The 25,198-nt window shown below is 73.1% G+C and carries 22 protein-coding genes and 2 pseudogenes; 19 read left to right on the top strand and 5 right to left on the bottom strand.

Annotated features, from left to right (window positions below; genetic code table 11):
* The 7 genes from RBH18_RS32330 to RBH18_RS32300 form a co-directional block, all read left to right on the top strand.
* On the top strand, positions 1-1,681 hold a 1,681-nt coding region (locus tag RBH18_RS32330), incomplete at its 5' end, for a Daple (RefSeq protein ID WP_306214264.1).
* Positions 1,681-2,637 carry an alpha/beta fold hydrolase gene (locus RBH18_RS32325; protein ID WP_306214263.1) on the top strand — a complete coding sequence of 319 codons (957 nt, stop codon included), beginning with the start codon at positions 1,681-1,683 and terminating at the stop codon, positions 2,635-2,637. The genes RBH18_RS32330 and RBH18_RS32325, both read left to right, overlap by 1 nt.
* A gap of 248 nt (positions 2,638-2,885) precedes the next feature.
* Positions 2,886-3,758, top strand: coding sequence for a DUF3152 domain-containing protein (locus RBH18_RS32320; RefSeq protein WP_306214262.1), 873 nt, complete (start codon positions 2,886-2,888; stop codon positions 3,756-3,758).
* A gap of 208 nt (positions 3,759-3,966) precedes the next feature.
* Complete coding sequence (locus RBH18_RS32315) at positions 3,967-5,988, top strand: DUF3152 domain-containing protein (RefSeq protein ID WP_306214261.1); 2,022 nt, start codon at positions 3,967-3,969, stop codon at positions 5,986-5,988.
* A gap of 111 nt (positions 5,989-6,099) precedes the next feature.
* The gene (gene moeZ / locus RBH18_RS32310) at positions 6,100-7,281 is read left to right on the top strand and encodes an adenylyltransferase/sulfurtransferase MoeZ (protein WP_306214260.1); all 1,182 of its coding nucleotides are present in this window, start codon (positions 6,100-6,102) and stop codon (positions 7,279-7,281) included.
* 117 nt (positions 7,282-7,398) lie between these two features.
* The gene (locus tag RBH18_RS32305) at positions 7,399-8,205 is read left to right on the top strand and encodes a prenyltransferase/squalene oxidase repeat-containing protein (RefSeq protein ID WP_306214259.1); all 807 of its coding nucleotides are present in this window, start codon (positions 7,399-7,401) and stop codon (positions 8,203-8,205) included.
* On the top strand, positions 8,196-9,020 hold the full coding sequence (locus RBH18_RS32300; RefSeq protein ID WP_306214258.1) for an alpha/beta fold hydrolase: 825 nt from the start codon (positions 8,196-8,198) through the stop codon (positions 9,018-9,020). The genes RBH18_RS32305 and RBH18_RS32300 overlap by 10 nt, the downstream gene beginning before the upstream one ends.
* On the opposite strand, the gene RBH18_RS32295 is transcribed toward RBH18_RS32300, so the two are convergent.
* Both RBH18_RS32295 and proB read right to left on the bottom strand, forming a co-directional pair.
* Positions 9,008-10,246, bottom strand: a complete 1,239-nt coding sequence (locus RBH18_RS32295; RefSeq protein ID WP_306214257.1) for a glutamate-5-semialdehyde dehydrogenase — start codon at positions 10,244-10,246, stop codon at positions 9,008-9,010. The two genes, RBH18_RS32300 and RBH18_RS32295, sit on opposite strands and share 13 nt — an antisense overlap.
* A gap of 14 nt (positions 10,247-10,260) precedes the next feature.
* On the bottom strand, positions 10,261-11,373 hold the full coding sequence (gene proB, locus RBH18_RS32290; RefSeq protein ID WP_306214256.1) for a glutamate 5-kinase: 1,113 nt from the start codon (positions 11,371-11,373) through the stop codon (positions 10,261-10,263).
* Positions 11,374-11,434: 61 nt separating this feature from the next.
* Here proB and RBH18_RS32285 point away from each other — a divergent pair, with 61 nt between their 5' ends.
* Positions 11,435-11,725, top strand: a complete 291-nt coding sequence (locus RBH18_RS32285) for an MGMT family protein (RefSeq protein WP_306214255.1) — start codon at positions 11,435-11,437, stop codon at positions 11,723-11,725.
* Here the strand turns inward: RBH18_RS32285 and RBH18_RS32280 are convergent.
* A complete protein-coding gene (locus tag RBH18_RS32280) occupies positions 11,718-12,362 on the bottom strand; it encodes a TetR/AcrR family transcriptional regulator (protein WP_306214254.1) in 645 nt (214 codons plus the stop codon). The genes RBH18_RS32285 and RBH18_RS32280 overlap by 8 nt on opposite strands.
* 75 nt (positions 12,363-12,437) lie before the next feature.
* Here RBH18_RS32280 and RBH18_RS32275 point away from each other — a divergent pair, with 75 nt between their 5' ends.
* Entirely contained in the window at positions 12,438-13,340 is a 903-nt protein-coding gene (locus RBH18_RS32275; protein WP_306214253.1) for an NAD-dependent epimerase/dehydratase family protein, read from the top strand.
* 9 nt (positions 13,341-13,349) lie between these two features.
* Here the strand turns inward: RBH18_RS32275 and RBH18_RS32270 are convergent, their stop codons facing one another.
* Positions 13,350-14,768, bottom strand: coding sequence for a gamma-glutamyltransferase (locus tag RBH18_RS32270; RefSeq protein ID WP_306214252.1), 1,419 nt, complete (start codon positions 14,766-14,768; stop codon positions 13,350-13,352).
* Positions 14,769-14,816: 48 nt separating this feature from the next.
* On the opposite strand from RBH18_RS32270, the gene RBH18_RS32265 reads away from it, so the two are divergent.
* The 6 genes and pseudogenes from RBH18_RS32265 to RBH18_RS32240 all read left to right on the top strand — a co-directional run bounded on the left by RBH18_RS32265 (position 14,817) and on the right by RBH18_RS32240 (position 21,397).
* Complete coding sequence (locus RBH18_RS32265; RefSeq protein ID WP_306214251.1) at positions 14,817-16,133, top strand: MFS transporter; 1,317 nt, start codon at positions 14,817-14,819, stop codon at positions 16,131-16,133.
* The gene (locus tag RBH18_RS32260) at positions 16,130-17,527 is read left to right on the top strand and encodes a pyridoxal phosphate-dependent decarboxylase family protein (RefSeq protein ID WP_306214250.1); all 1,398 of its coding nucleotides are present in this window, start codon (positions 16,130-16,132) and stop codon (positions 17,525-17,527) included. The genes RBH18_RS32265 and RBH18_RS32260 overlap by 4 nt, the downstream gene beginning before the upstream one ends.
* Before the next feature lie 16 nt (positions 17,528-17,543).
* Complete coding sequence (locus tag RBH18_RS32255) at positions 17,544-18,122, top strand: NADH-quinone oxidoreductase subunit B (protein WP_306214249.1); 579 nt, start codon at positions 17,544-17,546, stop codon at positions 18,120-18,122.
* Between the two features lie 28 nt (positions 18,123-18,150).
* Entirely contained in the window at positions 18,151-19,455 is a 1,305-nt protein-coding gene (locus RBH18_RS32250; protein WP_306214248.1) for a DUF2252 domain-containing protein, read from the top strand.
* A gap of 35 nt (positions 19,456-19,490) precedes the next feature.
* Positions 19,491-20,093: pseudogene (locus RBH18_RS32245) on the top strand (NADH-quinone oxidoreductase subunit C); the annotation flags it as partial.
* Positions 20,094-20,437: 344 nt separating this feature from the next.
* The gene (locus RBH18_RS32240; protein ID WP_306214247.1) at positions 20,438-21,397 is read left to right on the top strand and encodes a complex I subunit 1/NuoH family protein; all 960 of its coding nucleotides are present in this window, start codon (positions 20,438-20,440) and stop codon (positions 21,395-21,397) included.
* 270 nt (positions 21,398-21,667) lie between these two features.
* On the opposite strand, the gene RBH18_RS32235 is transcribed toward RBH18_RS32240, so the two are convergent.
* Positions 21,668-22,096, bottom strand: coding sequence for a hypothetical protein (locus RBH18_RS32235; RefSeq protein ID WP_306214246.1), 429 nt, complete (start codon positions 22,094-22,096; stop codon positions 21,668-21,670).
* Between the two features lie 431 nt (positions 22,097-22,527).
* On the opposite strand from RBH18_RS32235, the pseudogene RBH18_RS32230 reads away from it, so the two are divergent.
* The 4 genes and pseudogenes from RBH18_RS32230 to RBH18_RS32215 form a co-directional block, all read left to right on the top strand.
* Positions 22,528-23,199 (top strand): annotated as a pseudogene (locus RBH18_RS32230) (NuoI/complex I 23 kDa subunit family protein); the annotation flags it as partial.
* A 371-nt stretch (positions 23,200-23,570) separates the two neighbouring features.
* The gene (locus RBH18_RS32225) at positions 23,571-24,185 is read left to right on the top strand and encodes an NADH-quinone oxidoreductase subunit J family protein (RefSeq protein WP_306214245.1); all 615 of its coding nucleotides are present in this window, start codon (positions 23,571-23,573) and stop codon (positions 24,183-24,185) included.
* Positions 24,185-24,496 (top strand): NADH-quinone oxidoreductase subunit NuoK, encoded by a 312-nt coding sequence (gene nuoK, locus RBH18_RS32220; protein ID WP_306214244.1) that lies wholly within the window; start codon positions 24,185-24,187, stop codon positions 24,494-24,496. The genes RBH18_RS32225 and nuoK overlap by 1 nt, the downstream gene beginning before the upstream one ends.
* On the top strand, positions 24,493-25,198 hold a 706-nt coding region (locus tag RBH18_RS32215), incomplete at its 3' end, for a proton-conducting transporter transmembrane domain-containing protein (RefSeq protein ID WP_306214243.1). The genes nuoK and RBH18_RS32215, both read left to right, overlap by 4 nt.

Here is a 25,198-nt window from a genome sequence, read left to right as displayed (position 1 = left end):
CGCGACGCCGCGCTGGCAGGAGAGCCGCGTCCGCTACGACGACCTGCTGTCCCCGCTGCCGCCCGCCGACGAGCCCGCCCGCCCCGATCCGCTCTCGCCGGAGCTGCTGCGCGGCGAGGAGCCGCGGGCCGCCGCGTCGGCCAGTGCGCCGCCTTACCCGTACGAGGGGGATCTGGACGACTCCCGCCGCGACACCCGGATGGCCTTCCCCGCGGAACGCCCGTCCCGGCCTGCCCCGCGGCCGTGGAACAACCCCGACGCCGCCCGGCACGCGCAGCCGACCCCGATGGAGGGCCTGCCGCAGGTCGCCTCCGCCCCGGTGACCGACGACGCGCGCTCCGGTGATCAGGGGCCGGGCCGCCCGTCGTACGATCCCTCCAGCTTCCCGCGCCGGCTGCCCTACGAGCCGGCGTTCCCCGCCCGCCCCGGTGACCCCGGGGCCGGCAGCACGGGTGAGCAGACCCCCGCGTTGCCCCAGCGCGTCCCGGCCCGGCCGGACGTGCCCACCGTCCCGGAGCCGCCGTCCGTGGAGCCCTCGGCCGAGACCCCCGCGCTGGCGCGCATCGCCACGCACCTGCGCCGCGACGACGCGCTGGAGTCGCATGAGCGGCAGGAGGGCTTCGACGTCAAAGCGATCCTGGAGGCCGTCCGCGAGGTGGACGGCGTCCGGGACGCCGCGTTGCGCACCACTCCCGCCGGGGCGAACAGCCTGCGCCTCGACCTGGCCGAGGGTGCCGACCCGGCCGAGGTGAGCCGCCAGGTGGCCCGCCTGCTGCAGGACCGGATGGGTCTCGACGCCGCCATGCAGGGCGCCGCGCCGCTGGGCGGAGTCCCGTCGGCCCCGGCTCCGCGGTCGGCCCCGCCCGGCCCGTCGCCCCGGTCCGCGCCGCCGTCCTCCGCGCCGCGGTCCGTGCCGCCGTCGTCAGCGCCCCGGTCTGTTCCGCCGTCTCCCGCGCCCCGGTCGGCGCCGCCGGCTCCCGCGGCGCCGAGATCCGCTCCGCCGGCGAGCACGGGCGCACCGGCTTCCCGGTCCGTGTCGCCGGCTCCGCTGCGGCCCGGCCCGGCGCCCGCGTCCGCGCCGCCGTCGGTCACCCGGCCCGGCGCGAACCCGGCGTCCTTCCCGACCGCGGGGACCTACCAGGCCGGGGCGAGCTATCCGCCGGCCTCACACGCCCCTTTCGTGCCGGCGCAGCCCAACCCGTCCGGTCGCACGCTGCCCCAGCGCAACCCGGCCGGCGAGAGCCCGCGGCCGCTGCTCGAGCCCGGCGACCGCCCGGGCCCGCGGATCATGATCGAGAACGTGCAGGTCAACACGTTCGGCACGGAGGCCACCGTGTCGGTGCGCCTGACCGTGGGCGGCCGGGTCGCCGCGGGGGAGGCCACCGGGCCGGCCTTCGACGGCTACCTGCTGCGACTCTGTGCCACGGCCACCGCGCACGCCGTCGACCAGCTGCTCGGCCACTCCGTGCACGTGGAGGGGCCGGCCAAGTGCTATGTCGAGCACGCGGCGGTCGTACCCTTCGGGTCGATCCAGGTGGCGGTGGCGGTGGTCCTGCTGGCCACCGACGGATGGGTCGAGCAGCTCGCGGGCTCGGCCGTCGTCACCGGCGACGACCGGGACGCCATGGTGCGCGCCACACTCGCCGCGGTCAACCGGAGGCTTGAGGCACTCTTGTCCTGATGAAGGGTGCACAACTAGCGGCCGACGAGGCCCTCCCCCCGGACGGGGCCGTCCCGCCGCCGTGGCCGGCTCGCAAGGTTCACGTCGGCGGCGCGATGCTGCACGTGCGGGACACCCCCGGCGCCTCGCCGGAGGCCGAGCCCGCCGTCTACGTGCACGGGCTGGGCGGCTCCTCGCAGAACTGGACGGACGTCGCCGGGCTCCTTGCCGGCCGCCTCGACGGCCAGGCCGTGGACCTGCCCGGCTTCGGCTACAGCGATCCGACCAGGCGCTATTCGGTGCCGGCGTTCGCGGACGGGCTCATCGCCTATCTGGAGTATGCGGACCGCGGCCCGGTCCACCTGGTGGGTAACTCGCTCGGCGGCTCGATCGCCGTGCGAGTGGCGGCCCTGCGCCCCGACCTGGTGCGCACCCTCAGCCTCATCAGCCCGGCGATGCCGTTCCTCAACCCGCGGCGCACCGCCCAGGGGCCGTTGCTGCCGCTGCTCGCGCTGCCCCGGGCCGACCTCGTCTACGCGTGGGGCCTCGGCCGGATGACCGTCGAGCAGGTCGCCGACCAGGTGATCCGCGCCTGCTTCGGCGACACCGCCAAGGTCAGCGAGCAGCGCCGCGCCGAGGCGACGGAGGAGATCCGGCTGCGTTACACGGTCGAGCACTATCCGAAGGCGTACATGGGGACGCTGCGCGGGCTGGTGTCGAGCTTCCTGCGGGCGTACCTGCCGGGGGCGAACTCGCAGTGGCGGCTGGCCTCCCGGGTGACCGTGCCCACCCTCGTGGTCGGCGGGATGCGCGACACGCTCGTCGACTCGCGCGTGCCGGCGCAGGTGGCGCGGGCGATCCCGGACAGCCGGCTGCTGCTCCTGCCGGGCGTCGGCCACGTCGCCCAGATGGAGGTGCCGCGCCTGGTGGCCCGCGGCATCCTGGGCCTGCTCGACGAGGTCCACCAAGCCGCCTGACGCGGTCCATCAAGCTGCCTGACGTGTCCGCAAGCCGCCTGACGGGGGGTCCACCAAGCCGCCTGACGGGCTCCGCCAAGCCGCCTGACGGGCTCCGCCAAGCCGCCTGACGGGCTCCGCCAAGCCGCCTGACGGGGTCCGCCAAGCCGCCTGACGGGGTCCACCAAGCTGTCTGTCGAGATCGGGAAGGCAGCCGTCCGAGCGCTGATCCCGGCCCTGGCCTGGCCTTTGTGGCAGGGTGAAGACCGATGGTCAAGATCCGGACGCCCGCGGCCGGCTCCCGCGAGCCCGGGGCCGGCCGGCGCCGGTGGCTGCCCGCGACGCTGCTCGCCGCGGTCGTGCTGGGCGCCGGCGCTCTGCTGCTGCCGCGCGTGTGGTCGGTGACGTCCGGGGATCCGGCTGTCCTGCCCTCTCCGGTGACGTCCCGCACCGCGGAGGGTCCCGGTCTGGTGCAGTACGGCGGGTCGCCGTCGCCGTCCACATCCCCCGCCTCGCCGCTCCCGCCCGTGGACGCGCTCAGCCTGCCGGGCAAGGTGCCCACCCAGGGCTCGGGCACGTTCACGTATGCGCCGGGGACGAGCAAAATCTTCGGCACCACGGGTACGCTCCGCCGCTTCCGCGTGGCCGTGGAGAAAGGCAGCGGCGAGGATGTCCGGGAGTTCGCCGCCACGGTCGAGGCCACGCTCGGTGACGCGCGCAGCTGGACCGGGGTGGGACAGGTGCGTCTCCAGCGGGTCCCGGGCGGGGCGGCTGCGAGTTTCACTGTCTATCTCGCCACGCGCACCACGGCGGGTCGGATGTGCGCGAACGGTGGCGTGAACATCACGGTCGGCGGCCGCCCGTACACGTCGTGCCGGACGACCGGACGTGCCGTCATCAACCTCGACCGGTGGCGGCTGTCGGCGCCGACGTACACGGCCGCGAAGGTGCCGCTCGCCGTCTACCGCCAGTACGTCATCAACCACGAGGTCGGGCACGAGCTCGGCCGCCACCACGAGGGCTGTCCGCGGGCGGGCGGCCCGGCGCCGGTCATGGTGCAGCAGACCCTGACGCTGCGGGGCTGCGTGCCCTACGCCTGGCCCCGCAAGGGCGGCCGGACGCTGCGCGGTCCCGCCCTCTGAGCGATGCCACCCACCCCTTTCGGGTACGCCCCCCAGCCCCCGATCGTGCCTGCTCACACCCTTCGGCCCAGCCGGGCGGGGCGGTTCGGCCGGGGCGGCATCACCTGGGAGTCGATGGTTCTGAGGTGGTCTCGCGAAACGCCTGTGACGAGCCGTCGCCTCTGGCACTCTGGCGTTTGTTATGGCAAAGGCGACAAAAGGTTCCCCAGTGCCTCGGACCGCCGACGAGGAACTGACCGTGCGGGAGCCCACGACGGCGACGACCCCGGCCAAGGCTGCGCCGATCAAGGCTGCGCCGGTGAAGCGCGCTGCCCCGCGGACGACCGCCGCCAAGGCAACGGCCACGAAGGCGACGGCGACCAAGACGACGGCGACCAAGGCCGCTGCCACGAAGGCGACGGCCACGAAGGCGACGGCGACGGCGACCAAGGCGGCCGCCACCAAGGCAACGGCTGCCAAGGCGGCGACGAAGGCCACACCCGCCAAGGCGACCCCGGCCAAGACCGCACCGGCCAAGACCGCACCGGCCAGGGCGGCGGCGACCAAGGCCACGCCGACCAAGGCGGCGGCGGCGACCAAGGCCACGCCGGCCAAAGTCACGCCGACCAAGGCCACGCCCGCGAAGACGACGGCCGCGAAGGCCACACCCGCCAAGACAGCTGCGGCCAAGGCGGCCCCTGCCAAGGCCGCACCCGACAAAGGCGACGGGTCCGCTGTCACACGGGCGCCGGCCCGATCCCGAGCCCGCAAAGCGGCAGAGCCGGCCGCGGTCTCCGCCGGAGAAGTCGCCGAGGCCTACGCCGCGGGCAAGGCCGACGCCGCGGCGGTGTCCAAGACCACCAAGACATCTACCGCCAAGGCGTCCACGGTGGCCGAGGCGCCGGCCGAGAACGAGCCCGTGCTCACCACCGCGGGACCGGCCCGCCGCACCACCCGCCGCCAGAGCGCGACCCGAGCCCCGGAACCCAAGCCGGCCGAGGCCCCGGAAACGCCGGCCGTCACGATCCAGGCGCCGGGAGCCCCGGCCGTCACGGTCCAGACGTCGGGCGCCACGGCGGTGACTGTGCGGACCGCGGAAGCGACCGAGGCCACAGTCCAGACCCCGGAGGCGCCCCAGGCCACGGTGCAGACCGTGGAAGCGCCCCAGGCCACAGTGCAGACCCCGGAGGCGGTGGCGACACCCGACGCACCCACCGTGGCGATGCCCGTCGTGCCGCCGGTGCCGGATCCGTACTTCCCGCCGCCGGGGGCGCCGTTCGGCGTGGCGGCGGATGGGCGTACTGATCAGTCGTGGCCGGGCGGCGCACCCACCATGGCCGCGGTCCCGCCCGCGGGACCACCGATGATCATTCCGCCGCCGCCGGCGCCGCCTGCCGAGGGAGACGCGGACGCCGTTCCCGCCGCCCGGCGGATGGACAAGAAGCGGCGGCAGGCGGCCGTGTTGTTCTTCCTGCTGCTGGCGGTGATCGTGCTGGTGGCCGGGCAGATCCTGCGGAACAACGACGACGAGACCAAGCCGTCGGGCAGCCCGGTCGTGACCGCCCAGCCCGAGGCGGCGGCGCCGGCGCGGCCCAGTGCGGCGGCCAGCGCGGCGGCCACGAAGCCCGCGACCGGGGGCATCCCGCCCGACGCCGTGGACCAGCCGCCGACGAAGGCGCCGGCCAATGTGAGCGCGACCGGCTTCACCTTCGTCAGCGGGTACGGCCCGGTGCTCGGCACCACCGGCACGCTGCGCCGCTTCAAGGTCGCCGTGGAGAACCGGATCGGGCAGGGCAACGGCGGCGAGTTCGCCGACGAGATCGACCGGGTGCTCGGGGACCCGCGCAGCTGGATCGCCGCTCGCCAGTTCCGGCTGCAGCGCGTGCCGCAGACCGCCGCCTCGGAGTTCACGATCTATCTGGCCTCGGTGCCGACCACCGAGAAGATGTGCGCCACCGGCGGCCTCACGACCGGCGACTACAGTTCGTGCCGGCTGCCGGGCCAGGTCGTCATGAACCTCGACCGCTGGCAGGACGCGGTCCCGGACTACGGCGCGCCGCTCGAGGTCTACCGGGCGTATGCGATCAATCACGAAGTGGGCCATCAGCTGGGCCACTCGCACGAGGCCTGCCCCGGCAAGGGCGAGCCGGCCCCGGTGATGATGCAGCAGACCTACGGCCTCAAGGGGTGCGTGGCGAACGCCTGGCCCTATCTCGACGGCAAGCGGTACGCCGGAAACCCGCTGGACTGACGGCGCATTCCCCCGTCCCGCATGTCGGGCCGGTGTTCCTCGTCATGGAAAATCCGGCGGTCACCGAGCAACAATGGGTGCGCACCTTACCGTCAACCCGGGGAGTTCACCGTGTCACTGCCCCCGCTCGTCGAGCCGGCCGACTCGCTGTCGATCGACGAGATCCAGCGCTACTCCCGTCACCTGATCATTCCTGACGTCGGCATGGACGGGCAGAAGCGGCTCAAGAATTCCAGGGTGCTCGTCGTCGGCGCCGGTGGTCTCGGCTCGCCCGCGCTGCTCTACCTGGCCGCCGCGGGCGTGGGCACGCTCGGCATCGTGGACTTCGACACCGTCGACGAGTCCAACCTGCAGCGCCAGATCATCCACGGCGTCTCCGACGTCGGCCGCCCCAAGGCCGAGTCCGCCGCGGCGAGCATCCGCGAGATCAACCCGCTGGTCGACGTGGTCATCCACAACACCGCGCTCGACCGCGACAACGTCAAGGAGATCTTCAGCCAGTACGACCTGATCGTCGACGGCACGGACAACTTCGCGACGCGCTACATGGTCAACGACGCCGCGGTGCTGCTCGGCAAGCCGTACGTGTGGGGCTCGATCTACCGCTTCGACGGCCAGGCGTCCGTGTTCTGGGAGGAGCACGGTCCCTGCTACCGCTGCCTCTACCCGGAGCCCCCGCCGCCCGGCATGGTCCCGAGCTGCGCCGAGGGCGGCGTCCTCGGCGTGCTCTGCGCGTCGATCGGCTCGATCCAGGTCAACGAGGCCATCAAGCTGCTCACGGGCATCGGCGAGCCGCTGGTCGGCAAGCTGATGGTCTACGACGCGCTGGAGATGGAATACCGCAAGATCAAGGTGCGCAAGGACCCCAACTGCGCCCTCTGCGGCGAGAACCCGACGGTCACCGACCTGCTCGAGGACTACGAGGACTTCTGCGGCGCCGTCTCCACCGAGGCCCAGGAGGCGACGCTCAACGCCACCATCACGGCCAAGGAGCTCAAGGAGTGGCAGGACTCGGGCAAGGACGTGTTCCTGGTCGACGTCCGTGAGCCGGCGGAGTACGAGATCGTGTCGATCCCGGGCGCGACGCTGATCCCCAAGGGCGAGATCCTCTCGGGCGAGGCGCTGTCCCGCTTCCCGCAGGACAGGCAGATCGTGCTGCACTGCAAGTCGGGCGTCCGCTCGGCCGAGGCCCTGGCCGCCCTCAAGCAGGCCGGCTTCAAGGACGCGGTGCACGTGCAGGGCGGCATCGTGTCGTGGGTCAACACGGTGGATCCGTCGCTGCCGTCGTACTGATGGTCACCCGTTAGAGGTGCCAACTTCCGGGCGGCTCGTCCCTTTGGGGGCGGGTCGCCCTTCTTAAGTGCCGCTGACCAGCGGCACGAACATCATCGGCGCGGTAGCGTCTCGGTCGTGGTCGATATGGATGCCGCGATCGGGTATGTCGTGGCGCACGGCGATCCGGTGGAGCGGGCACGTCTCTCGTGGCTGCGCGCCGGCACCCGCCCGCCGGAGAACGTGCTCGAGCGCATGGAGAGCGGGCAGACCGAGGCGGGCGGCTGGCCCGCGTCCGGCGACGGGTCGGTGCCCTCGATCGACGCCACCTGCTTCCGCCTGGCCGAGCTGGACGATCTCGGTGGCCTCCAGGGGCCACCCGTCGAGAAGGCGCTCGCCTGGCTGGCGAGTGTGCAGCGCGAGGACGGCACCTGGCAGGAGGACGAGTCGCTCGCCGGCGAGGCACCGGCCTGGGCCATGCCCGGCGACCCGGAGGCCACGTTCTATCTGACCGCGGTGGCCGGCTTCTGGATGACCGTCGCCGACGTCGAGGAGCACCCGCGGCACGAGGCCCCGGCCCGCTACGCGAAGGAGCTCGGCGCGGCCGCCCGGTTCGTGGTCTCGCAGCTGCGCCCCGACAACACCTGGCCCTCCTTCCTGGCGGCCGGCTGGCACGCCGCGGGGCTCCTGCACGAGCAGCAGTTCTTCTACGAGTCGGCGCGCGTCCAACTGGTTCTCGGCGACCGGCTCGGCGACATGTCCCCGGCCGACCTCGCCAACATGGCGGCGGCCCTGCGACGCGTCAACCTGGGCGACGACTGGCTGCTGCAGAGCGCGCGGAAACGGCTGGCGGAGACGCAGCGTACGGACGGCGGCTGGGACAGCGACGAGGGGCCCATCTTCGACGTCAACACCACGCTCACCGTGATCAGGGCGTGCCGTTGAGCACGGAGCTGTTCTACGAGACCCGCAACCCGGGCGGCGAGCGGACGATCGTCGCGCTGGCCGGGGGCGCCGCGCGCCACCCGGCGTACCTGGGGGATCTTGCGGGGTTGGCAACCACCCACCGGCTGGTGGTGCCGCACCTGCGCGGTGTCGGACGGACGCCGCTGCCCCCGGGCGATCGCGGCTCCTACTGGCGCCAGGCGGAGGATCTCGAGGCGCTGCGGCGGGACCTCGGGCTCGACCGGTTGCACCTGCTGGGGCATTCCGCCGGTACGCGGCTCGCCCTCGCCTATGCCGTCCGCTTCCCCGCCCGGGTGGCGGCATTGGTGCTGGTCACGCCGCCGTCGGCGTACCTGGTCGACGTGCCGTCGGATCAGGACGAGATCTACGCCCGGCGCCGCGGCGAGCCGTGGTTCGACGCCGCCGAGCAGGCCGCGAAGGAGGGCCCGGCCACCGAGGACGATCAGGGCCTCAACGACTGGTACGCCCGGGTCGCCGCGCGTGGCTACGCCGTCTGGGACGACAGGGCCCGCGCCCACGCCACGGTCGGGTGGATCAGTCACGCGGCGATGCAGGCCTACTTCGGCATCGACGCCACCGACGACCTGCGCACCGGCCTGAAGACGATCAGCGCGCCCGTGCTCGTGGTCGCCGGCGCCCAGGACTCGCTGACGGGGCTCGCGCCGGTGGTGGCGCTGCCCCGCCAGTTCCCGCGTGGCGAGCTCGCCGTCCTCGAGGACTGCGGGCACTTCCCGTGGGTCGAGCAGCCGGCGGCCTTCCGCGCGGCCGTCGACGGGTTCCTTCAGCGCGTGTGACCGTTGCCCGTCACCACGTACTTGGTGGAGGTCAGCTCGGGCAGCCCCATCGGCCCGCGGGCGTGCAGCTTCTGCGTGCTGATGCCGATCTCCGCGCCGAAGCCGAACTCGCCGCCGTCGGTGAACCGCGTCGACGCGTTGATCATCACGGCGGCGGCGTCGACCCGGGCGGCGAAGCGGCGGGTGGCGGTGACGCTCTCGCTGACGATGGCCTCGGTGTGCCCGGTCCCGTACGTGCGGATGTGGTCGAGCGCGTCGTCCAGCGAGTCCACCACGGCCACCGAGATGTCCGCGGACAGGTACTCCCGCCCCCAGTCGTCGTCGGTCGCCGGGACCACGCCGCTCAGCTGGGCCACCCGCGGGTCGCCGTGCACCGTCACGCCCGCGTTGACGAGCTCCTCGACGACGAGCGGCAGGAACGTGTCGACGAGCGCCGCGTGCACCAGCAGCGACTCGGCGGTGTTGCACGTGGACAGTCGCTGGGTCTTGGAGTTGAGCACCACGGCGAGGGCCTTCTCCAGGTCGGCGGCCTCGTCGACGTACACGTGGCAGTTGCCGACCCCGGTCTCGATCACCGGCACGGTCGACTCCTCGACCACGGTCTTGATCAGCGACGCCCCGCCGCGCGGGATCAGCACGTCGACCAGTCCGCGGGCGCGCATGAGCTCCTTGACCGAGTCGCGGCTGCTGGCGTCGAGCAGCTGCACGGCGTCGGCGGGCAGGCCCGCGTCCGCGACGGCCTTGCGCAGCACCGAGACGATCGCCGCGTTGGAGCTCATCGCCGAGCCGGAACCGCGCAGCAGCGCCGCGTTGCCGGACTTGAGGCAGATGCCGGCCGCGTCCGCGGTCACGTTGGGCCGGCCCTCGTAGATGATGCCGACCACGCCGAACGGGACCCGGACCTGGCGCAGCTCCAGCCCGTTGGCCAGCGTCGAGCCGCGGACCACGTCGCCCACCGGGTCGGGCAGCGCGGCCAGCTGCCGCAGCCCGTCGGCCATGGCGGCGACCCGCTCGGCGGTCAGGGTCAGCCGATCGATCATGGCGTCGGCCGACCCGCCCGTACGCGCGTTCGCCACGTCCACGGCGTTCGCGGCGACGATGTCGTCCGCCCGCTCGACCAGCCGCTCGGCCATCAGCAGCAGCGCGGCGTCCTTCTCGGCCCGCGTCGCGGCGGCCAGCTCGATGGCGGCGATCCGGGCGTCGGCTGCCTGCTGCAGCACACTCATCGTCTCTCCTGTCGTCAAAGCAGAACCAGATCGTCTCGGTGCACGACTTCACGCTCGTAGCCGGGGCCCAGCTCGGCGGCCAGCTCCGGGGTCGAGCGGCCGAGCAGCGCGGGCAGCTCGACGGCGTCATAGTTGACCAGGCCCCGGGCCACCGGCGCCCCCGACGCGGCGTCGACCAGGTCGACCGGGTCGCCGGCCGCGAAGGAGCCGTCCACGGCCGTGATGCCGGCCGGCAGCAGCGACTTGCGCCGGGCGACCACCGCGGCGACGGCGCCCGGGTCGAGGTGCAGGCGCCCGCGCGGCGTGGTGGCGTGCGCCAGCCAGAACAAGCGGGCGGCGGGCCGGTGCTCCGCGGCGTGGAAGAGCGTGCCGACCTCCTCGCCCGTCAGAGCGGGCCCGGCGAGCGGCGCGGCGGTCAGCACGACCGGGATGCCGAAGCCGGTCGCGATCCGGGCGGCCTCGACCTTCGTGACCATCCCGCCGGTGCCGACCCCGGCCCGCCCGGCGGAGCCGATCGCGATGCCGTCGAGGTCGGATTCCCGCCGCACATCGGTGATCTTGCGGGACGCCGGGTCGGCGGGATCGCCGGTGTAGAGCGCGTCCACGTCCGACAGCAGCACCAGCAGCTCGGCCTGCACCAGCGCGGCCGCCAGTGCCGCGAGCCGGTCGTTGTCGCCGAAGCGGATCTCGTCGGTCGCCACCGTGTCGTTCTCGTTGACGACCGGCACCGCGCCGAGGTCGAGCAGCTTGCGCAGCGTGCGGTGGGCGTTGCGATAGTGCTTGCGCCGGGTCACGTCGTCGGCGGTGAGCAGCACCTGGCCGACCGTCAGCCCGTGCCGCGCGAAACCGGCCGTGTAGCGCCCGATCAGCAGGCCCTGCCCCACCGAGGCCGCCGCCTGCTGGGTGGCCAGATCCGCCGGACGCCGGCGCAGCCGCAGCGGGGCCAGCCCGGCCGCGATGGCGCCGCTGGAGACCAGCACCACCTCGCGCCCGTCGGCGGCCAGCTTGCCGAGCACGTCGACCAGCGCGTCGACACGCAGGTCGTCGATTCCGCCCGCGGCCGTGGTCAGCGAGGACGACCCCACCTTGACCACGATCCGGCGGGCGCCGGTCACCTCATCACGCACCTGACCCATTCTGCTCGCCGGGGCGCCCCGGGCCGACTTCACATCTCATATCGTGGCCACGGTGACCCCGCAGGAGTACGTCGAAGAAGTCCTCAAGCTCGTCGAGAGCATCCCCGAGGGCAAGGTCATGTCCTACGGCGCCGTGGCGGACGCCCTCGCCGACCGCTCCGGCCGCAACTCCGCCCGCCTGGTGGGGGCCATCATGGCCCGGCACGGCGGCGGCGTCCCGTGGCACCGCGTGGTCAACAGCGCGGGCCGCCTCCCGCCGGGTCACGAGCGGGAGGCGCGGGCGCGGCTGCTCAGCGAGGGCGTGCCCTTCCGCGGCGACCACGTCGACATGCGCTCTATGTGAGACCCAGCCAGCCGGCGGCGCCGCGCATCTGGAAGTCGAAGAACTCGCAGCGCGCCTCGATCGTGTTCTGCAGCTGACCGAAGAGCTCGGCGCTGATCGCACCGCAGCAGTGCAGCCAGGCGCCCATCGCACGCCCCACCACCTGCGGCGCCGCGCCGGGCGCGAAGCCGTCCGCCACGGCCTGCAGCTCCTGGGCGAGCGGGCCCGTGACGGGCTCGCCGGCGGGGACATCGGCGGCGATGACGGTGTTCGCCAGGGTCAGGATGACGCGGGTCGCCGCCGGGATGGTGGCCTGCGGCGCCTGGTAGCCCGGGACCGGGCTGCCGTAGATCAGCGCCCACTCGTGCGGGTTGGCCAGGGCCCACTCGCGGATCGCGTGACAGACGGCGAGCCAGTTCCGGGGGGCGGCCTCGGCGGCGTCGCCCAGGGACCCGTACGCGTCGATGATCAGCGCCGTCAGCAGCTCGTCCCGGCTGGCGAAGTAGCGGTAGACGGCCGACGACGCCATGCCCAGGTCCCGCGCGACCGCCCGCAGCGACAGGTTCGCGCCGTCGGTGCTCAGGTGGCGGCGTGCCACAGCCTTGATCTCGTCCGTCATCTCGGCGCGGACCCGTGCGCGCAGCGAAGCAGCCTTCATGCGCCAAGTGTGCCACTTGCTTTCTTCTCGGTTCAGTGCTCTTATAAGAGAGCAGTGCTCACAAAGGAGATCGGCATGGACGTCATCCTCGGGGCCGGCCCCATCGGCTCGGCAGTGGCTCAGCAGCTCATCGACCAGGGACGCCAGGTCCGCGTCATCACCCGCAGCGGCTCCGGCCCGGCCGCGGCCGAGCGGGTCGCCGCCGACGCCGCCGACCGCGACCGCCTGATCGACCTGACCCGCGGCGCGGAGGTCATCTACAACTGCGTCAACCCGCCCTACACCACCTGGCAGCGAGACTGGCCGCCCCTGTCGGCCGCCATGATCGCCGCCGCCCGCGAGCACGACGCGGTCCTCGCCATCACCGGCAACCTCTACGTGTACGGGCCCCAGCCCGGCGGCCACATGAACGAGCACACCCCGCTGGCCGCGGTCGGCCGCAAGGGCAAGGTGCGCATCAAGATGTGGCAGGACGCCCTGGCCGCCGGCATCCGCACGGTCGAGGTGCGCGGCTCGGACTACCTGGGCGCGCGTACCACCAACGTCTTCTCCATGGTCCTCGGTCCGGCCGTCGCCAAGCGGCGCACCGCCTGGCTGCCCGGCGACCTCGACGCCCCGCACTCCTGGACCTACGCCGGCGACATGGCCACCGCCCTCGTCACCCTCGCCCGCGACGAGCGGGCCTGGGGCCGCGCCTGGCACGCACCCACCCACACCGGCCTCAGCATCCGCGCCCTGGCCGATCGCTTCTTCGCCGTCACCGGTGCCCCCGAGGTGCCGCTGCGCCCCCTGCCGCGCTGGGTGATGCGCAGCGCCGGCCTGGTGGTCCCGATGGCTCGCGAGATGGCCGAGATGGACTACCAGTTCTATCGCCCGTTCCACCTCGACACGACCGAGACCGACCGGGTCTTCGGCCTGCCCCTCTCCGACCTCGACGTGGCCCTTCGCGAGGAAGCCGCCGACCTGCAGCTCGCCTGAGATCAGCGGTCAGAGAAGCAGGCCGACCCCGCCTCGGCGGGGGTCTCCGGCGGCGCCGCCGGCGCCCACGGCGGTGACGCCGCCGAAGTAGTGGTTGAGGGCGGGCCACTGGTTGATGTGCCAGCCCGCGGCGGCCAGGGCGGCCAGCTCGGCGCGGGGGAGGCCCGGCTCGGCGTGGACCGTGTCGTCGACCACGTGGAAGCGGGGGCGGGCGATCGCGGCCGGCATGTCGAGGCCGTCCAGGAGGACGCCGAGGAGCGTGCCGACGAGGGCCGTGCGGATGCGGGAGGCGCCCGCGGAGCCGGCCGCCACGATCAGGTTGCCGGCCTTGTCGCGGACGACGAGCGGGCACATGTTGGAGGACATGCGGCGGCCCGGGGCGAGGTCGTCGGTGACAAGCTCGCCCTCGCCGAGCATCGAGTTGAGATTGATGCCGAGGCCGGGCAGCCAGACGCCGGCGCCGAGGCCCATCGTGGTGGTGATCACGCAGGCGTTGCCGTCCGCGTCGACGACCGAGACGTTGGTGGTGTCGCCGATCTTCTGACGACCGCGGTCGCGCAGGGCGGCGGCGACGGCCACGGCGCGGTCGGGGCGCGGCAGGTCGGCCAGCCCCGCGGGCAGCGCCGCGAGGGTCTCCACGGTGCGGTTGAGGTCGTGGCGCGCCAGGACCCGCCACGACGCCAGGGGCGCCTCGTCGACCGGGGTCTCCAGCACGCGGTAGGACGCCAGGTCCGCGGGCCCGATCGAGCCGCCCGCCGCCCGTACGGTGTCCACGGTCAGCCTCGCGTAAGCGCCCGTGTAGAACAGCTCGGGCCCCTGGTCCGCATACGCCGCCAGCGCCTCCGCCAGCCCGGGGTGGAACAGCCTGTCCCCGCCTCGCAGCAGCCGCCCGCCCGGCGCGTAGACCGCGGCGCCCTCGCCCCACGTCAGCGCCGGCGCGCAGGGCTCCAGCGTCAGGGCGTGCGCGGCGGGCAACGCGACGCCCTCGGCCGCCAGCTCGTACGCCGGCCGCACCACCTCGTGCCACGGCAGGCGCCCCCACCGGCTGTGCACCTCGGCGCAGCCCGCGGGCGTCCCCGGCACCGCCACGCTGGCGCCGCCGATCGCGTACACCTGGGGCATCCCGCCGAAGAACACGTCGATCGACGTCATGGGGCCGGGTTCGCGGTCGCCGTCCGTGCCCGGCACCGCGACGAAGAAGTCCAGGCAGGTGACCTCGCCCGTCGCCGCGTCCAGCCACGTCGCGAAGCCGCCGCCGCCCAGTCCCGTGTAGACGGTCTCCGCGACGCAGGTGGCCAGCACCGCGGCGACGGCGGCGTCGGCGGCCGTCCCGCCCGCGTGCAGGACCCGCAGGCCCGCTTCGGCCGTGGCCGGGTGGCTCGCCGCGACCCCGGCGGCGACCGGGCCCGCGTCCGGCAGGATCTCCATTCGCTGAGCCTATGCGTCACCCCCTCGCTGTGGTTACGATCCGCGTCCATGACGGTCGCCGATCCCTCGGCAGACGTACGCCGGGACGGCCCGCTGCCCCGTCGCACCCTGTTCGGCTATGCCCTCGGCTCCCTGGTCACCGGCCCCTTCGGCACGGTGCCCGGGCTCCTGCTGCTGCCCTATCTCACCGACACGCTCGGTGTCGCCGCGGGCGTGGCGGGCCTGCTCGTGCTGCTGCCCAAGGCCTGGGACGTGCTGATCAACCCCGTCGCCGGCCGGCTGTCGGACCGCAGCGGCGAGCGCCGGGCCTACCTGATCGTCGCGGGCCTGAGCCTCGCCGTGCTCTTCGCTGCCCTCTTCGCGGGACCCTTCGCCGGGGGCGCCCCGGCCGGGGTCTACGTCGCCGCCACCTTCCTCGCCGCCGCCACGGCCTATGCCTTCTTCCAGGTGCCCTATGTCGCGATGCCGGCCGAGCTGACCGACGGATATGCCGAGCGCACCCGGCTGATGACCTGGCGCGTCGCCGTCCTGGCCGTCGCCATCCTCGTCTCCGGCGCCCTCGCCCCGCTGGTCGTCGATGTCGCCGGCGGCGGCCTGGTGGGCCATCGCTGGTCCGGTGCCTTCGTCGCCCTTCTCATCGTCGTGGGCACCGTGGGCGCCTTCCTGGGCACCCGCGGCGCCGTGCCACCGCAGGAGGGCGTGCGGAAGGAGGAGAAGGCGATCACGGACGCCTCCTTCCGCCGCCTCCTGGCCTGCTGGGTGATCCAGGCGGCGGGCACCGCGACCATGCTGGCCGGCGTCCAGTATTTCGCCGACCACGTCATGGAGCAGGAGTCCGGCTCGACCGTCCTCTTCGCGGCCTTCGTCGGCCCGGCCCTGCTCGTCATGCCACTGTGGACGCGGGTGGGCGCGCGCGCCGGCAAGCTCCGCGGCCTGATCGCCGCCTCCCTGCTCTTCAGCGCCGGTGCGCTGGCCCTGCTGCTCGCCGGGGTCATGCCGGCCCTCCTCACCTATGTGGTCGTGGCGCTCGTGGGCTGCGGATATGCCGGGCAGCAGGTCTTCGCGATGGCGATGCTGCCCGATCGGGTCGCCCACGACACTGCCACAACCGGACGGCGCCGGGCCGGGTTGTACACAGGCCTGTGGACAGCGGGGGAGACGCTCGGTCTGGCGCTCGGCCCGGGCATCTACGCGCTGATCCTGCAGGCGTTCGGCTACGTCTCGTCGTCCACCGGCGTCGCGGCGGTGCAGGACGCGACCGCCCGCTGGGGCGTGCTGCTCGGGTTCACGGTGGTGCCGGCCCTGCTCATGGGCTGTGCGGTGGTGCTGCTGCGCGATTACGAGGATGTGAGGACGACGCCGTGACCGGGATCCCCGCCGACCAGGTGCTGGCCGAGCTGCGCGCGCTGCGGGAGGGCGATCTGCCCACGCACGGCGGGCGCCTGTTCGCGTACGTCTACGACCCCGCCGTTCCCGGCCTGGACGAGCTCGCCCGGGAGGCGTACGGGATCTCCTCCGCGGTGAACGGCCTGGACCCGACCGCCTTCCCCTCCCTGCTCGCCATGGAGAACGCGCTCGTGGCCACGGCCGGCAGGCTTCTCGGCGCGGGTCCCGGAACAGCCGCACCGGACATGGTGGGAAGCGTCACGTCGGGCGGCACCGAGTCGATCCTGCTCGCCGTCAAGGCGGCCCGGGACGCCGGCGCCACGGAGCAGCCGCGCATGGTCGTCCCCTACTCCGCGCACGCCGCGTTCGCCAAGGCTGCGCAGTACTTCGGGGTGGCGCTCGACGTGGTTCCCACCGGTTCGGGACTGCGCGCCGACGTGGCGGCCACGGCTCGGCGGATCGGGCCGGACACTGTGCTCGTGGTGGGCTCCGCGCCGTCGTACGCCCACGGTGTCATTGATCCGATCGCAGAGCTGGCCGCCGTCGCCGCCGAGCGCGGGGTCCGGTGTCACGTGGACGCGTGCTTCGGCGGCTGGGTGCTGCCCTATCTGCGCCGGCTCGGTGCCGACATCCCGCCGTTCGCCTTCGACGTGCCGGGCGTCACCAGCGTCTCGGTCGACCTGCACAAGTACGCCTACACGCCCAAGGGCGTCTCGCTGCTGCTCCATCGGGACGCGGGCCTGCGCGCGAGCCAGTACTTCGCGTACTCGGACTGGCCCGGCTATCCGATGGTCAACCCGGTGCTGACGTCGACCCGGCCGGGCGGTCCGATCGCCGCCGCGCTGGCCACCGTGCGGCATCTGGGTGACGACGGTTACCTCCGGCTCGCCGGGCGGACCCGCGAGGCGGTCGCGATCCTGGCTGCCGCGGTCGAGGCCACCGAGGGCGTACGGCTCATAGCGCCGGCAGAGACAACGGTGGTCTGCCTCACGTGCACCCCGGGCTACGACGTGTTCGTCCTCGCGGACGAGCTGGCGGCTCGTGGGTGGCACACCCAGGTGCAACTGGGGTACGACGACGTCCTGCCCACCTTGCACCTGACGGTGACCGCTGCCGTACGCGACGCCGTCGACGCCTTCGCCGCCGACCTGGCCGCCGCGGTGACCGCCGCCGAAGGCACCCGCCCGGCGCAGGTGCCCGTGCTCTCCCCGCAGGACGTGACTCCCGAGCTGATCCAGCAGCTCGCGGCCACGACCGGCCTGTCGAGCGGACGGATGTCGGAGGTGCACAGGCTGCTCGACGCGGCCTCGCCCGCCCTGCGCGAGGCGTTGCTCACCGGCTTCCTGAGTCAACTCCAGAGTCCGGCGTGGTGAGGGGTACCTTGACGGGGTGGCCGGTCTGCCAGGAGTGCTCGGTGAGCCCATCAAATTCGCGCTGAACTGGGGGCGTCGCTACTCGCTGTGGGTCTTCAACTTCGGGCTGGCCTGCTGCGCCATCGAGTTCATCGCGACCAGCATGGGCCGGCACGACTTCATGCGGCTGGGCGTGATCCCCTTCGCCCACGGCCCCCGGCAGGCCGACCTCATGGTGGTCTCGGGCACGGTGACCGACAAGATGGCCCCGGCGATCAAGCGGCTCTACGACCAGATGCCCGAGCCCAAGTACGTCATCTCCTTCGGCTCGTGCGCCAACTCCGGCGGCCCCTACTGGGACTCCTACTCCGTCACCAAGGGCGTCGACCAGCTCATCCCCGTCGACGTCTACGTGCCGGGGTGCCCGCCGCGGCCGGAGGCGCTGCTGCACGGCATCCTGAGCCTCCAGCAGAAGATCGCCGCCGAGCAGTCGGGCCCGGGCGGCGTGTCGCGCCCCGACCCGCTGATCCCCGGCCCGCCGGACGCGGCCACGCGCCCCCGTGACGCCGTCTCGCTCACCGCGGGTGTGGTGAAACCCCCAGCTCAGAAGCTGTAGTTGCGAAATACAGCTAGGCTGGCGAGCTATGGGTGGTCAACCGCGGTCCGACTTCATCATCGACGTGCTGACCCGCGAGTTCGGCGAGCTGATGGCCGTCGATCCCGCGGCCTTCCGGCGCAAGTTCCGCAAGATGGCGGCGTCGCCGTTCGCCTTCTACCGGGGCAGCGCCTCGCTCTTCTACGCCGACCTGACCGCCGGCTGGCGCGACGACCGGTTCCTCGACGAGCACACCAGCCGGGTGTGGATCCACGGTGACCTGCACGCCGAGAACTTCGGCACGTACATGAACTCGTCCGGTCAGCTCGTCTTCAACGTGAACGACTTCGACGAGGCGTACGTCGGGCCCTTCATCTGGGATCTCAAGCGCTTCAGCGCCAGCGTGGCCCTCATCGGCTACAGCAAGGCGCTCTCCGACGACGTGATCACCTCGCTGGTCCGGGCGTTCGCGGGCGCCTATCTGACCGAGCTGCGCGCGATCGCGCACGGCGGCGACGACGCGATCGGCTCGATCACCCTGGACAACGCCGACGGCGTGCTGCGCCGCGTGCTGCAGGAGGCGCGCCTCAACACGCGCGTCGACCTGCTCGCGGGTCAGACCACCATCGACGAGTACGAGCGCCGCTTCTCCCTCGGTGACGGCGTCTACGACGTCGACGCCGCGACGGCCGAGCAGGTCACCGCCGCGTTCCATGCCTACCTCGACACGCTGCCCTCGCACGGCCACGGGGTGTCCACCGGCATCAAGGACATCAAGCTGCGCAAGGGCGTCGGCATCGGCTCGGCCGGCCTGCCCTCCTACAACCTCCTGCTCGAGGGGCACACCCAGGCGCTCGAGAACGACGTCATCATCTACATGAAGCAGGCCCAGGTGCCGGCCGTGGCTCGCTGGGTCACCGACGAGCGGGTCGAGGCCTACTTCCGGCACCAGGGCCACCGTACGGCCGAATCGCAGCGGGCCCTGCAGGCGCACGCCGACCCGTGGCTGGGCTACACCGAGCTCGGGGGCGTCGGACAGCTCGTGGCGGAGGTGTCCCCGTACGCGAACGATCTCGACTGGGCCGACGTCAACGAGCCGCAGGACCTCGCCGGCGTCGTCGCCGACCTGGGCCGCGCGGTGGCGCGCATGCACTCGGTCGCCGACGACGAGTCGAGCCACGACCTGGTCGACTTCTCCACCGAGGAGGCGATCGCCGCGCAGGTCGACAAGGACGAGGCCGGCTTCGTGGACGTCCTGGTCGACTTCGCCCACCGCTACGGCGACCAGGCCCGCGAGGACCACCAGGACTTCGTCGATCTGTTCCGCAACGGGCGGCTCCCCGGCCTGGAGTGACGTTTCTGTCGGGGCCTCGTCCTAGGATGAGCGCCATGACTCCCGAAGAGGTCGGCGAGCGGCTGGTCGCGCTGCTGACGGCGGACGACGCCGACGCGCCCGTGGACCCGTCCGCGCTCACCGCGGGCGTCTCCGGCGGCGGCGCGAGCTTCGCCCGGGCGGTCGTCGACGTGCCGGTCGCCCTCTGGTGGTCCGCGCTCGGCGTGGCGCAGGACCAGGGCGGGCTGGGCTGCGACTTCTTCGACTGGCTGTCGGCGGTCGACGAGCTGGAGGGCGGCTTCGGCATCGTCGCCCACGTCTGGTCCACCCGCCGCAAACACGGCCTGCTCCTGCGCACCCGGGTGCCGCGCGAGGCTCCCTCGGTCGAGTCGGTCGTCGACCTCTATCCGGGCGCGGCCTGGCACGAGCGCGAGACCCACGAGATGTTCGGCATCGTGTTCGAGCGCCACCCCGACCTGCGGCCGCTGCTGCTGCCGCCGGGCTTCGAGGGCCACCCGCTGCGCAAGGAGTTCGTGCTGGCGTCCCGCGTCGCCAAGGCCTGGCCCGGCGCCAAGGAGCCCGGGGAGTCGGAGGCCGGCGCGGCGAAACGGGCGCCGATGCGGCCGCCCGGCGTCCCCGACCCGAACGACTGGGGCCCGCTCAAGGGCCAGGTCCCGCCGCCGGAGCGTCCCGCCCGCCGCGCCCCGGCCGACCGCCCCGCGCGTTCCGCTCCTGCCGACCGCCCCGCGCCCGGTGACCGTCCGGCGCGTCCCACTGCTGCCGACCGTTCCGCACCTGGTGACCGTCCGGCGCGTCCCACAGCCGCCGACCGTCCTGCCGCCGCCGACCGTCCTGCCGCCGCTGACCGTCCCACGGCCGCCGACCGTCCCGCGCGTCCTGGGCCTGCCGGCCGCGCTGCGTCTGCCGAGCCGGCCAAGCCTGCGGAGCCCGTGAAGCCTGCCGAGCCCGCCGAGTCGACCGAGTCCACCGAGGGGGAGGGCTGATGCCGCTCTGGCTCGACCTGCTGATCCGGGTCGTCGCGGTGGTGGCGGGCTTCCTCGTGGTGCCGCTCGTCGTGGGCCAGATGGAGCACAAGGTCATGGCGCACATGCAGGGCCGGCTCGGACCCATGTACGCGGGCGCCTTCCACGGGTGGGCGCAACTAGTCGCCGACGGGCTGAAGTTCGTCCAGAAGGAGAACATCACCCCGCGCGACGCCGACAAGCGGGTCTTCCATCTGGCGCCGGTCGTGGCGCTCTTTCCGTACCTCATCGTGCTCCTGGCCGTCCCGCTCGGGCCCGGCGGCCTGGTCGCGCAGCGGCTGGACATCGGTCTGTTCTTCGTCCTCGCCGTGCTGGGCGTGGGCGTGGTCGCGGTGCTGATGTCGGCGTGGGCCTCGGCCAACAAATACAGCCTGCTCGGCGGCCTGCGCGGCGCAGCGCAGCTGCTCGGCTACGAGCTGCCGCTGGTGCTGTCGGCCGCCAGCGTCGCGATGGCAGCCGGCACGCTGAGCCTGCCCGGCATCGTCGAGGCGTGGCGACCCTGGTGGCTGCTGTGGCAGGCGCCCGCCGCGCTGGTGTTCTTCGTCTCCGGTCTCGCCGAGATCCGCCGCCCGCCGTTCGACATGCCGATCGCCGACTCGGAGCTGGTCTTCGGCTACATGACCGAGTACACCGGGCTGCGCTTCGCGTTCTTCCTGCTCGCGGAGTACGTGGGCATCGTCGTCATCGCCGCGCTGACCACCGTGCTGTTCCTCGGCGGCTGGCACGGCCCGGCCGCCGACCAGCTCGGGTGGTTGTGGACGCTGGTGAAGGTGTTCGCGGTGGCCTTCGTCGTCATCTGGCTGCGGGTCAGCTACCCGCGGCTGCGCGAGGACCAGCTGCAGCGGCTGTGCTGGCTCGTCCTCGTGCCGGTCGCGCTCGGCCAGCTGATCCTCACCGCCGCGGTCAAGGTCGCCCTGTAGAGAAGACGATCGCGCCCGCCCCGGGAAAGGCCGCTGTACCCGTGGCCGTTGTGCGCTTGAGCTGTACGCGACGAACGGCCGGGCGCAGTTGCGGTGCGCCCGGCCGTCCGGTCCGTCGGTCGTTCACCCGGCCGCTCGGGGTTCCGGCCCCGGGGCGTCGCTCGGAGGGTTGCTCTCCGGCTGCCGGTCGTCCGGTCGGGAACAGTTGCGGATGCGCCCGGCCGGTTCGCTCTCGTCGCCCGTTCGACGGGGGGTGAGCGACGGCTTCGATCAGGTCAGGAGCGTGACCGAGTAGTCGAGCGTGGTGCCGCTCGCGGTGTAGGTCGCGGTCTGGCCGTTCGCGCAGTAGGACACGAAGACGTTGCCGGCCACGTCGTCGCCCGCGGTGGCGTGGACGAGGGGCCGGACGTCGAGGCCCTCGGCCAGCGGCGTCGAGGTCAGGTCGATGATGCGCCACTGGTTGATCGGGTAGGTGTCGGTCGCCGCGGAGAGCTGGCCGTCGCGGGTGGTGATCTGGAAGTTGAGGACGAAGCCGGCGTTGTTGACGACGGCCACCTTCTGCACGCACGGGGTCGCCAGCGTCGTGGGCGGCTCGGCGGCCGCGGCGGGCTGGGCGGCGGATGCGAGCAGCCCGGCGACGCCGGCGGCGGCCAGCGAGGCGGTCACTGCGGCGCGCATTCTGGGTGTCCGAGCGGTCATGAGGTGTCCCTCCAATGTGGGTCGGGGTCGTTGTCCGGGGCTCCCAGTTTCCGGACACCACAGCACTAAACTGACGATCATCGTTATTCAGAGAAATAACTGTGAAACTCCTGAACAGACACGTTCAGGCACAAAGCTCTGGGAGCGCGCCCACCCGTTACGGTCCGGACCGACCGGAACGCGATCACCTCGGCGAACGCTGCCGGCCTCCGCGGCGCCCGGGCATCGCTCCCGGTCGATCAGGCGCGTGACACCCCGGCGGCGATCGGCGACATCGCTGTCATGCGGTCGCCCGGCGGGTGGAGACGGGCGGGCGACCGGCCGGATCGGTGGCGCCTCCGCGCGGCACTCGTGCTGCGGGCGCACCGTACGGGAGGATGTTCCGGGGGTGTCCTTACCAGGAATCCGGCGACCGGGCAGGATAAGCGCTTATGAGTGAGCATCCGGGTCGGCGCACGCCCGGCAAGGGGCTGGTGGACGGGCTCGCCGTCACGCTCAAGACGATGACCCGCCGGTCGGGGACCCAGCAGTACCCCGACGTGGAGCCCGACCTGCCACCCCGCTCCCGCGGCGTGATCGCCCTCCTCGAGGAGAACTGCACCGTCTGCATGCTCTGCGCACGCGAGTGCCCGGACTGGTGCATCTACATCGACTCGCACAAGGAGGAGGTCGTCGTCCCCGGGGCGGCCCGAGCCCGGCAGCGCAACGTGCTGGACCGGTTCGACATCGACTTCTCGCTGTGCATGTACTGCGGGATCTGCATCGAGGTCTGTCCCTTCGACGCCCTGCACTGGACGCCCGAGTTCGAGTACGCCGAGACCGACGTCCTCGACCTCCTCCACGACAAGAACCGCCTCGGCGACTGGATGCAGACCGTCCCGCCGCCGCCCGCCCACGACGTCCTGGGCGAGCCCTCCAAGGAGGAGACGACGGCCGCCCGCAAGGCCGCCGGCCCCGGCGCGGCCACCCCGGCCAAGGTCGCCCGCCCCGCAGCCTCGGCCCGCCCGGCCGCAGCCCGCCCGGGAGCCCCGGCCGCCGCCGCCCGTCCACCAGCCCAGGTTCGTCCAGCAACTGCAGGCGGCCTGCAAGCAACGCCAAGCCCGGCGACCCCGGCGACCCCGGCGAGCCCGCCGACCCCGGCGACCCCGGCGACCCCGCCGACCCCGGCGAGCCCGCCGACCCCGCCGAGCCCGCCAAGCCCGGCAAGTCCGGCGAGTCCTGCGAGCCCGGCGAGCGACGCAGGCCCGGTCGAGGAATCGGGAGCGCCGACCGTGCCGCCCCCGGCCTCCGCCTCGCCGTCGGGAGCCCAGCCCACCATCGACGCCCCGAAGGCCCCGGTGGCCGAGGCGAAACAGGCCGCCGCCGAGCAGCCGCTCGCAGCCGCACCGGACCAGCCCGCTGCCCAGCCGTACGGCGGCGAGCAGCCCGGCACCGGGACGCGCGGACCCGGGGAGCCGGACGAGGGGACCGAGCGGTGACGGTCGCCGACGCGCTGCTGCTGGCGCTCGGCGCCGTGGCGGTCGGCTCGGGCGCGCTCGTCGTGACCAGCGCCCACCTGGTGCGGGCCGGCCTCTATCTCGTGGTGAGCCTCGGCGCGATGGCGGGCCTCTTCCTCGTGCTCGGCGCCGAGCTGGTCGCCTGGGTGCAGGTGCTCGTCTACGTCGGCGCCGTGGTCGTCCTGCTGCTCTTCGCGGTGATGCTGACCCGGGCGCCGATCGGCCCGTCGCGCGATCTCGACCGGCCGGCCTGGCCCGCCCTGATCATGGGCGGTGGCGTGGGCCTGGGGCTGGCGGCGCTCTTCGTGGCCGCCTTCCGGTGGACGGTCTACGCCCTGCCCGCCCCCGGCACCGCGGAGCGGATGGGCGCGGAGATCTTCGGCTCCTGGGTCCTGCCCTTCGAAGTGCTCTCGATCCTCCTCCTCGCCGCCCTGGTCGGCGCGATCATCCTGTCCCGCCCCGACATCGGAGAGCCCCCGGCCGAGGCCCCGGCACCCGCCCAGGCGCCGCCGGCACCCGCCGAAGCGGCGCCCATCACGCACAAGGAAGCCGCGGAAGAGCCGGCAACCGCGGAGCGGAAGGAGGACGCCTGATGCACGCGGTCATCCCGTACGTCACCGCCGCCCTCCTCTTCGGCCTCGGCGTCTACGGCGTCCTCCGCCGCCGCAACGCGATCCTCGTCCTGATGGCGGTCGAGCTCATGCTCAACGCCGTCAACCTGATCCTCGTCACCACGGACTCGACGCTCCAGGGGCATCGCGGCGGAGCCTTCGCGCTGTTCGTCATCGTGCTCGCCGCCGCCGAGGTGGGCGTCGGCCTGGCGATCGTGCTGCAGTACTACCGTCTCCGCGCCGCCGTGGTGGTCGACGACGTCACCCTGAGCGAGAACGAGAACGCCCGATGACCGCCGACGTGCTCACGCTGCTGCTGTCCGGCGTACCCCTGCTCCTGGGTCTGCTGGGTCTGCTCCTGAGGAACGATGCCCGCAGGCCGGCCGCCGCCCTCGGCATCGCCGGCGCCGCCGTCGCCCTCGCGGTCACCGTCGCCCTGCTCGCCCTGGTCGACGACCCGGTACGCGTCACCGCCGAATGGGTGGCCTTCGGCGGCTATCAAGTAACTCTCGGCTACTCGCTCGGCCCCGCGGCACTCTACGTCGCTCTGGCCGTCACGGTCGTCGCGCTCTGCGTTCAGGTCTACTCCGTCGCCTATCTGCACGACGACAAGCGCTACGCCCCGTACGCGGCCCAAGTCAGCCTCTTCACCGGCGCCATGCTGCTCGTGGTCTCCGCGAACGACCTGATTCTCCTGCTCATCGGCTGGGAGGTCATGGGCGCCTGCTCCTACCTGCTGATCGGGCACGACCGCCGCCTGCCAGAAGCCCCCGCCGCCGCTGTCAAGGCGTTCGTCGTCACCCGGGTCGGCGACGTCGGCTTCCTGCTCGGCATCGCGTGGCTCGGTGTGGCCGCCCAGAGCTTCGAGATCGACAAGATCACCGGGGCGCCGACGGTCGCGTTGCTCCTGATCCTGGCCGGCGTCGCGGGCAAGAGCGCCCAGTTCCCCCTGCACACGTGGCTGCCCGACGCGATGGCCGGCCCCACGCCGATCT

The sequence above is a fragment of the Actinoplanes oryzae genome (genome assembly GCF_030757795.1).
GTDB lineage: Bacteria > Actinomycetota > Actinomycetes > Mycobacteriales > Micromonosporaceae > Actinoplanes.
Note: the sequence above shows the minus strand (reverse complement) of the source record. Positions and strands in the feature narration are given on the sequence as shown.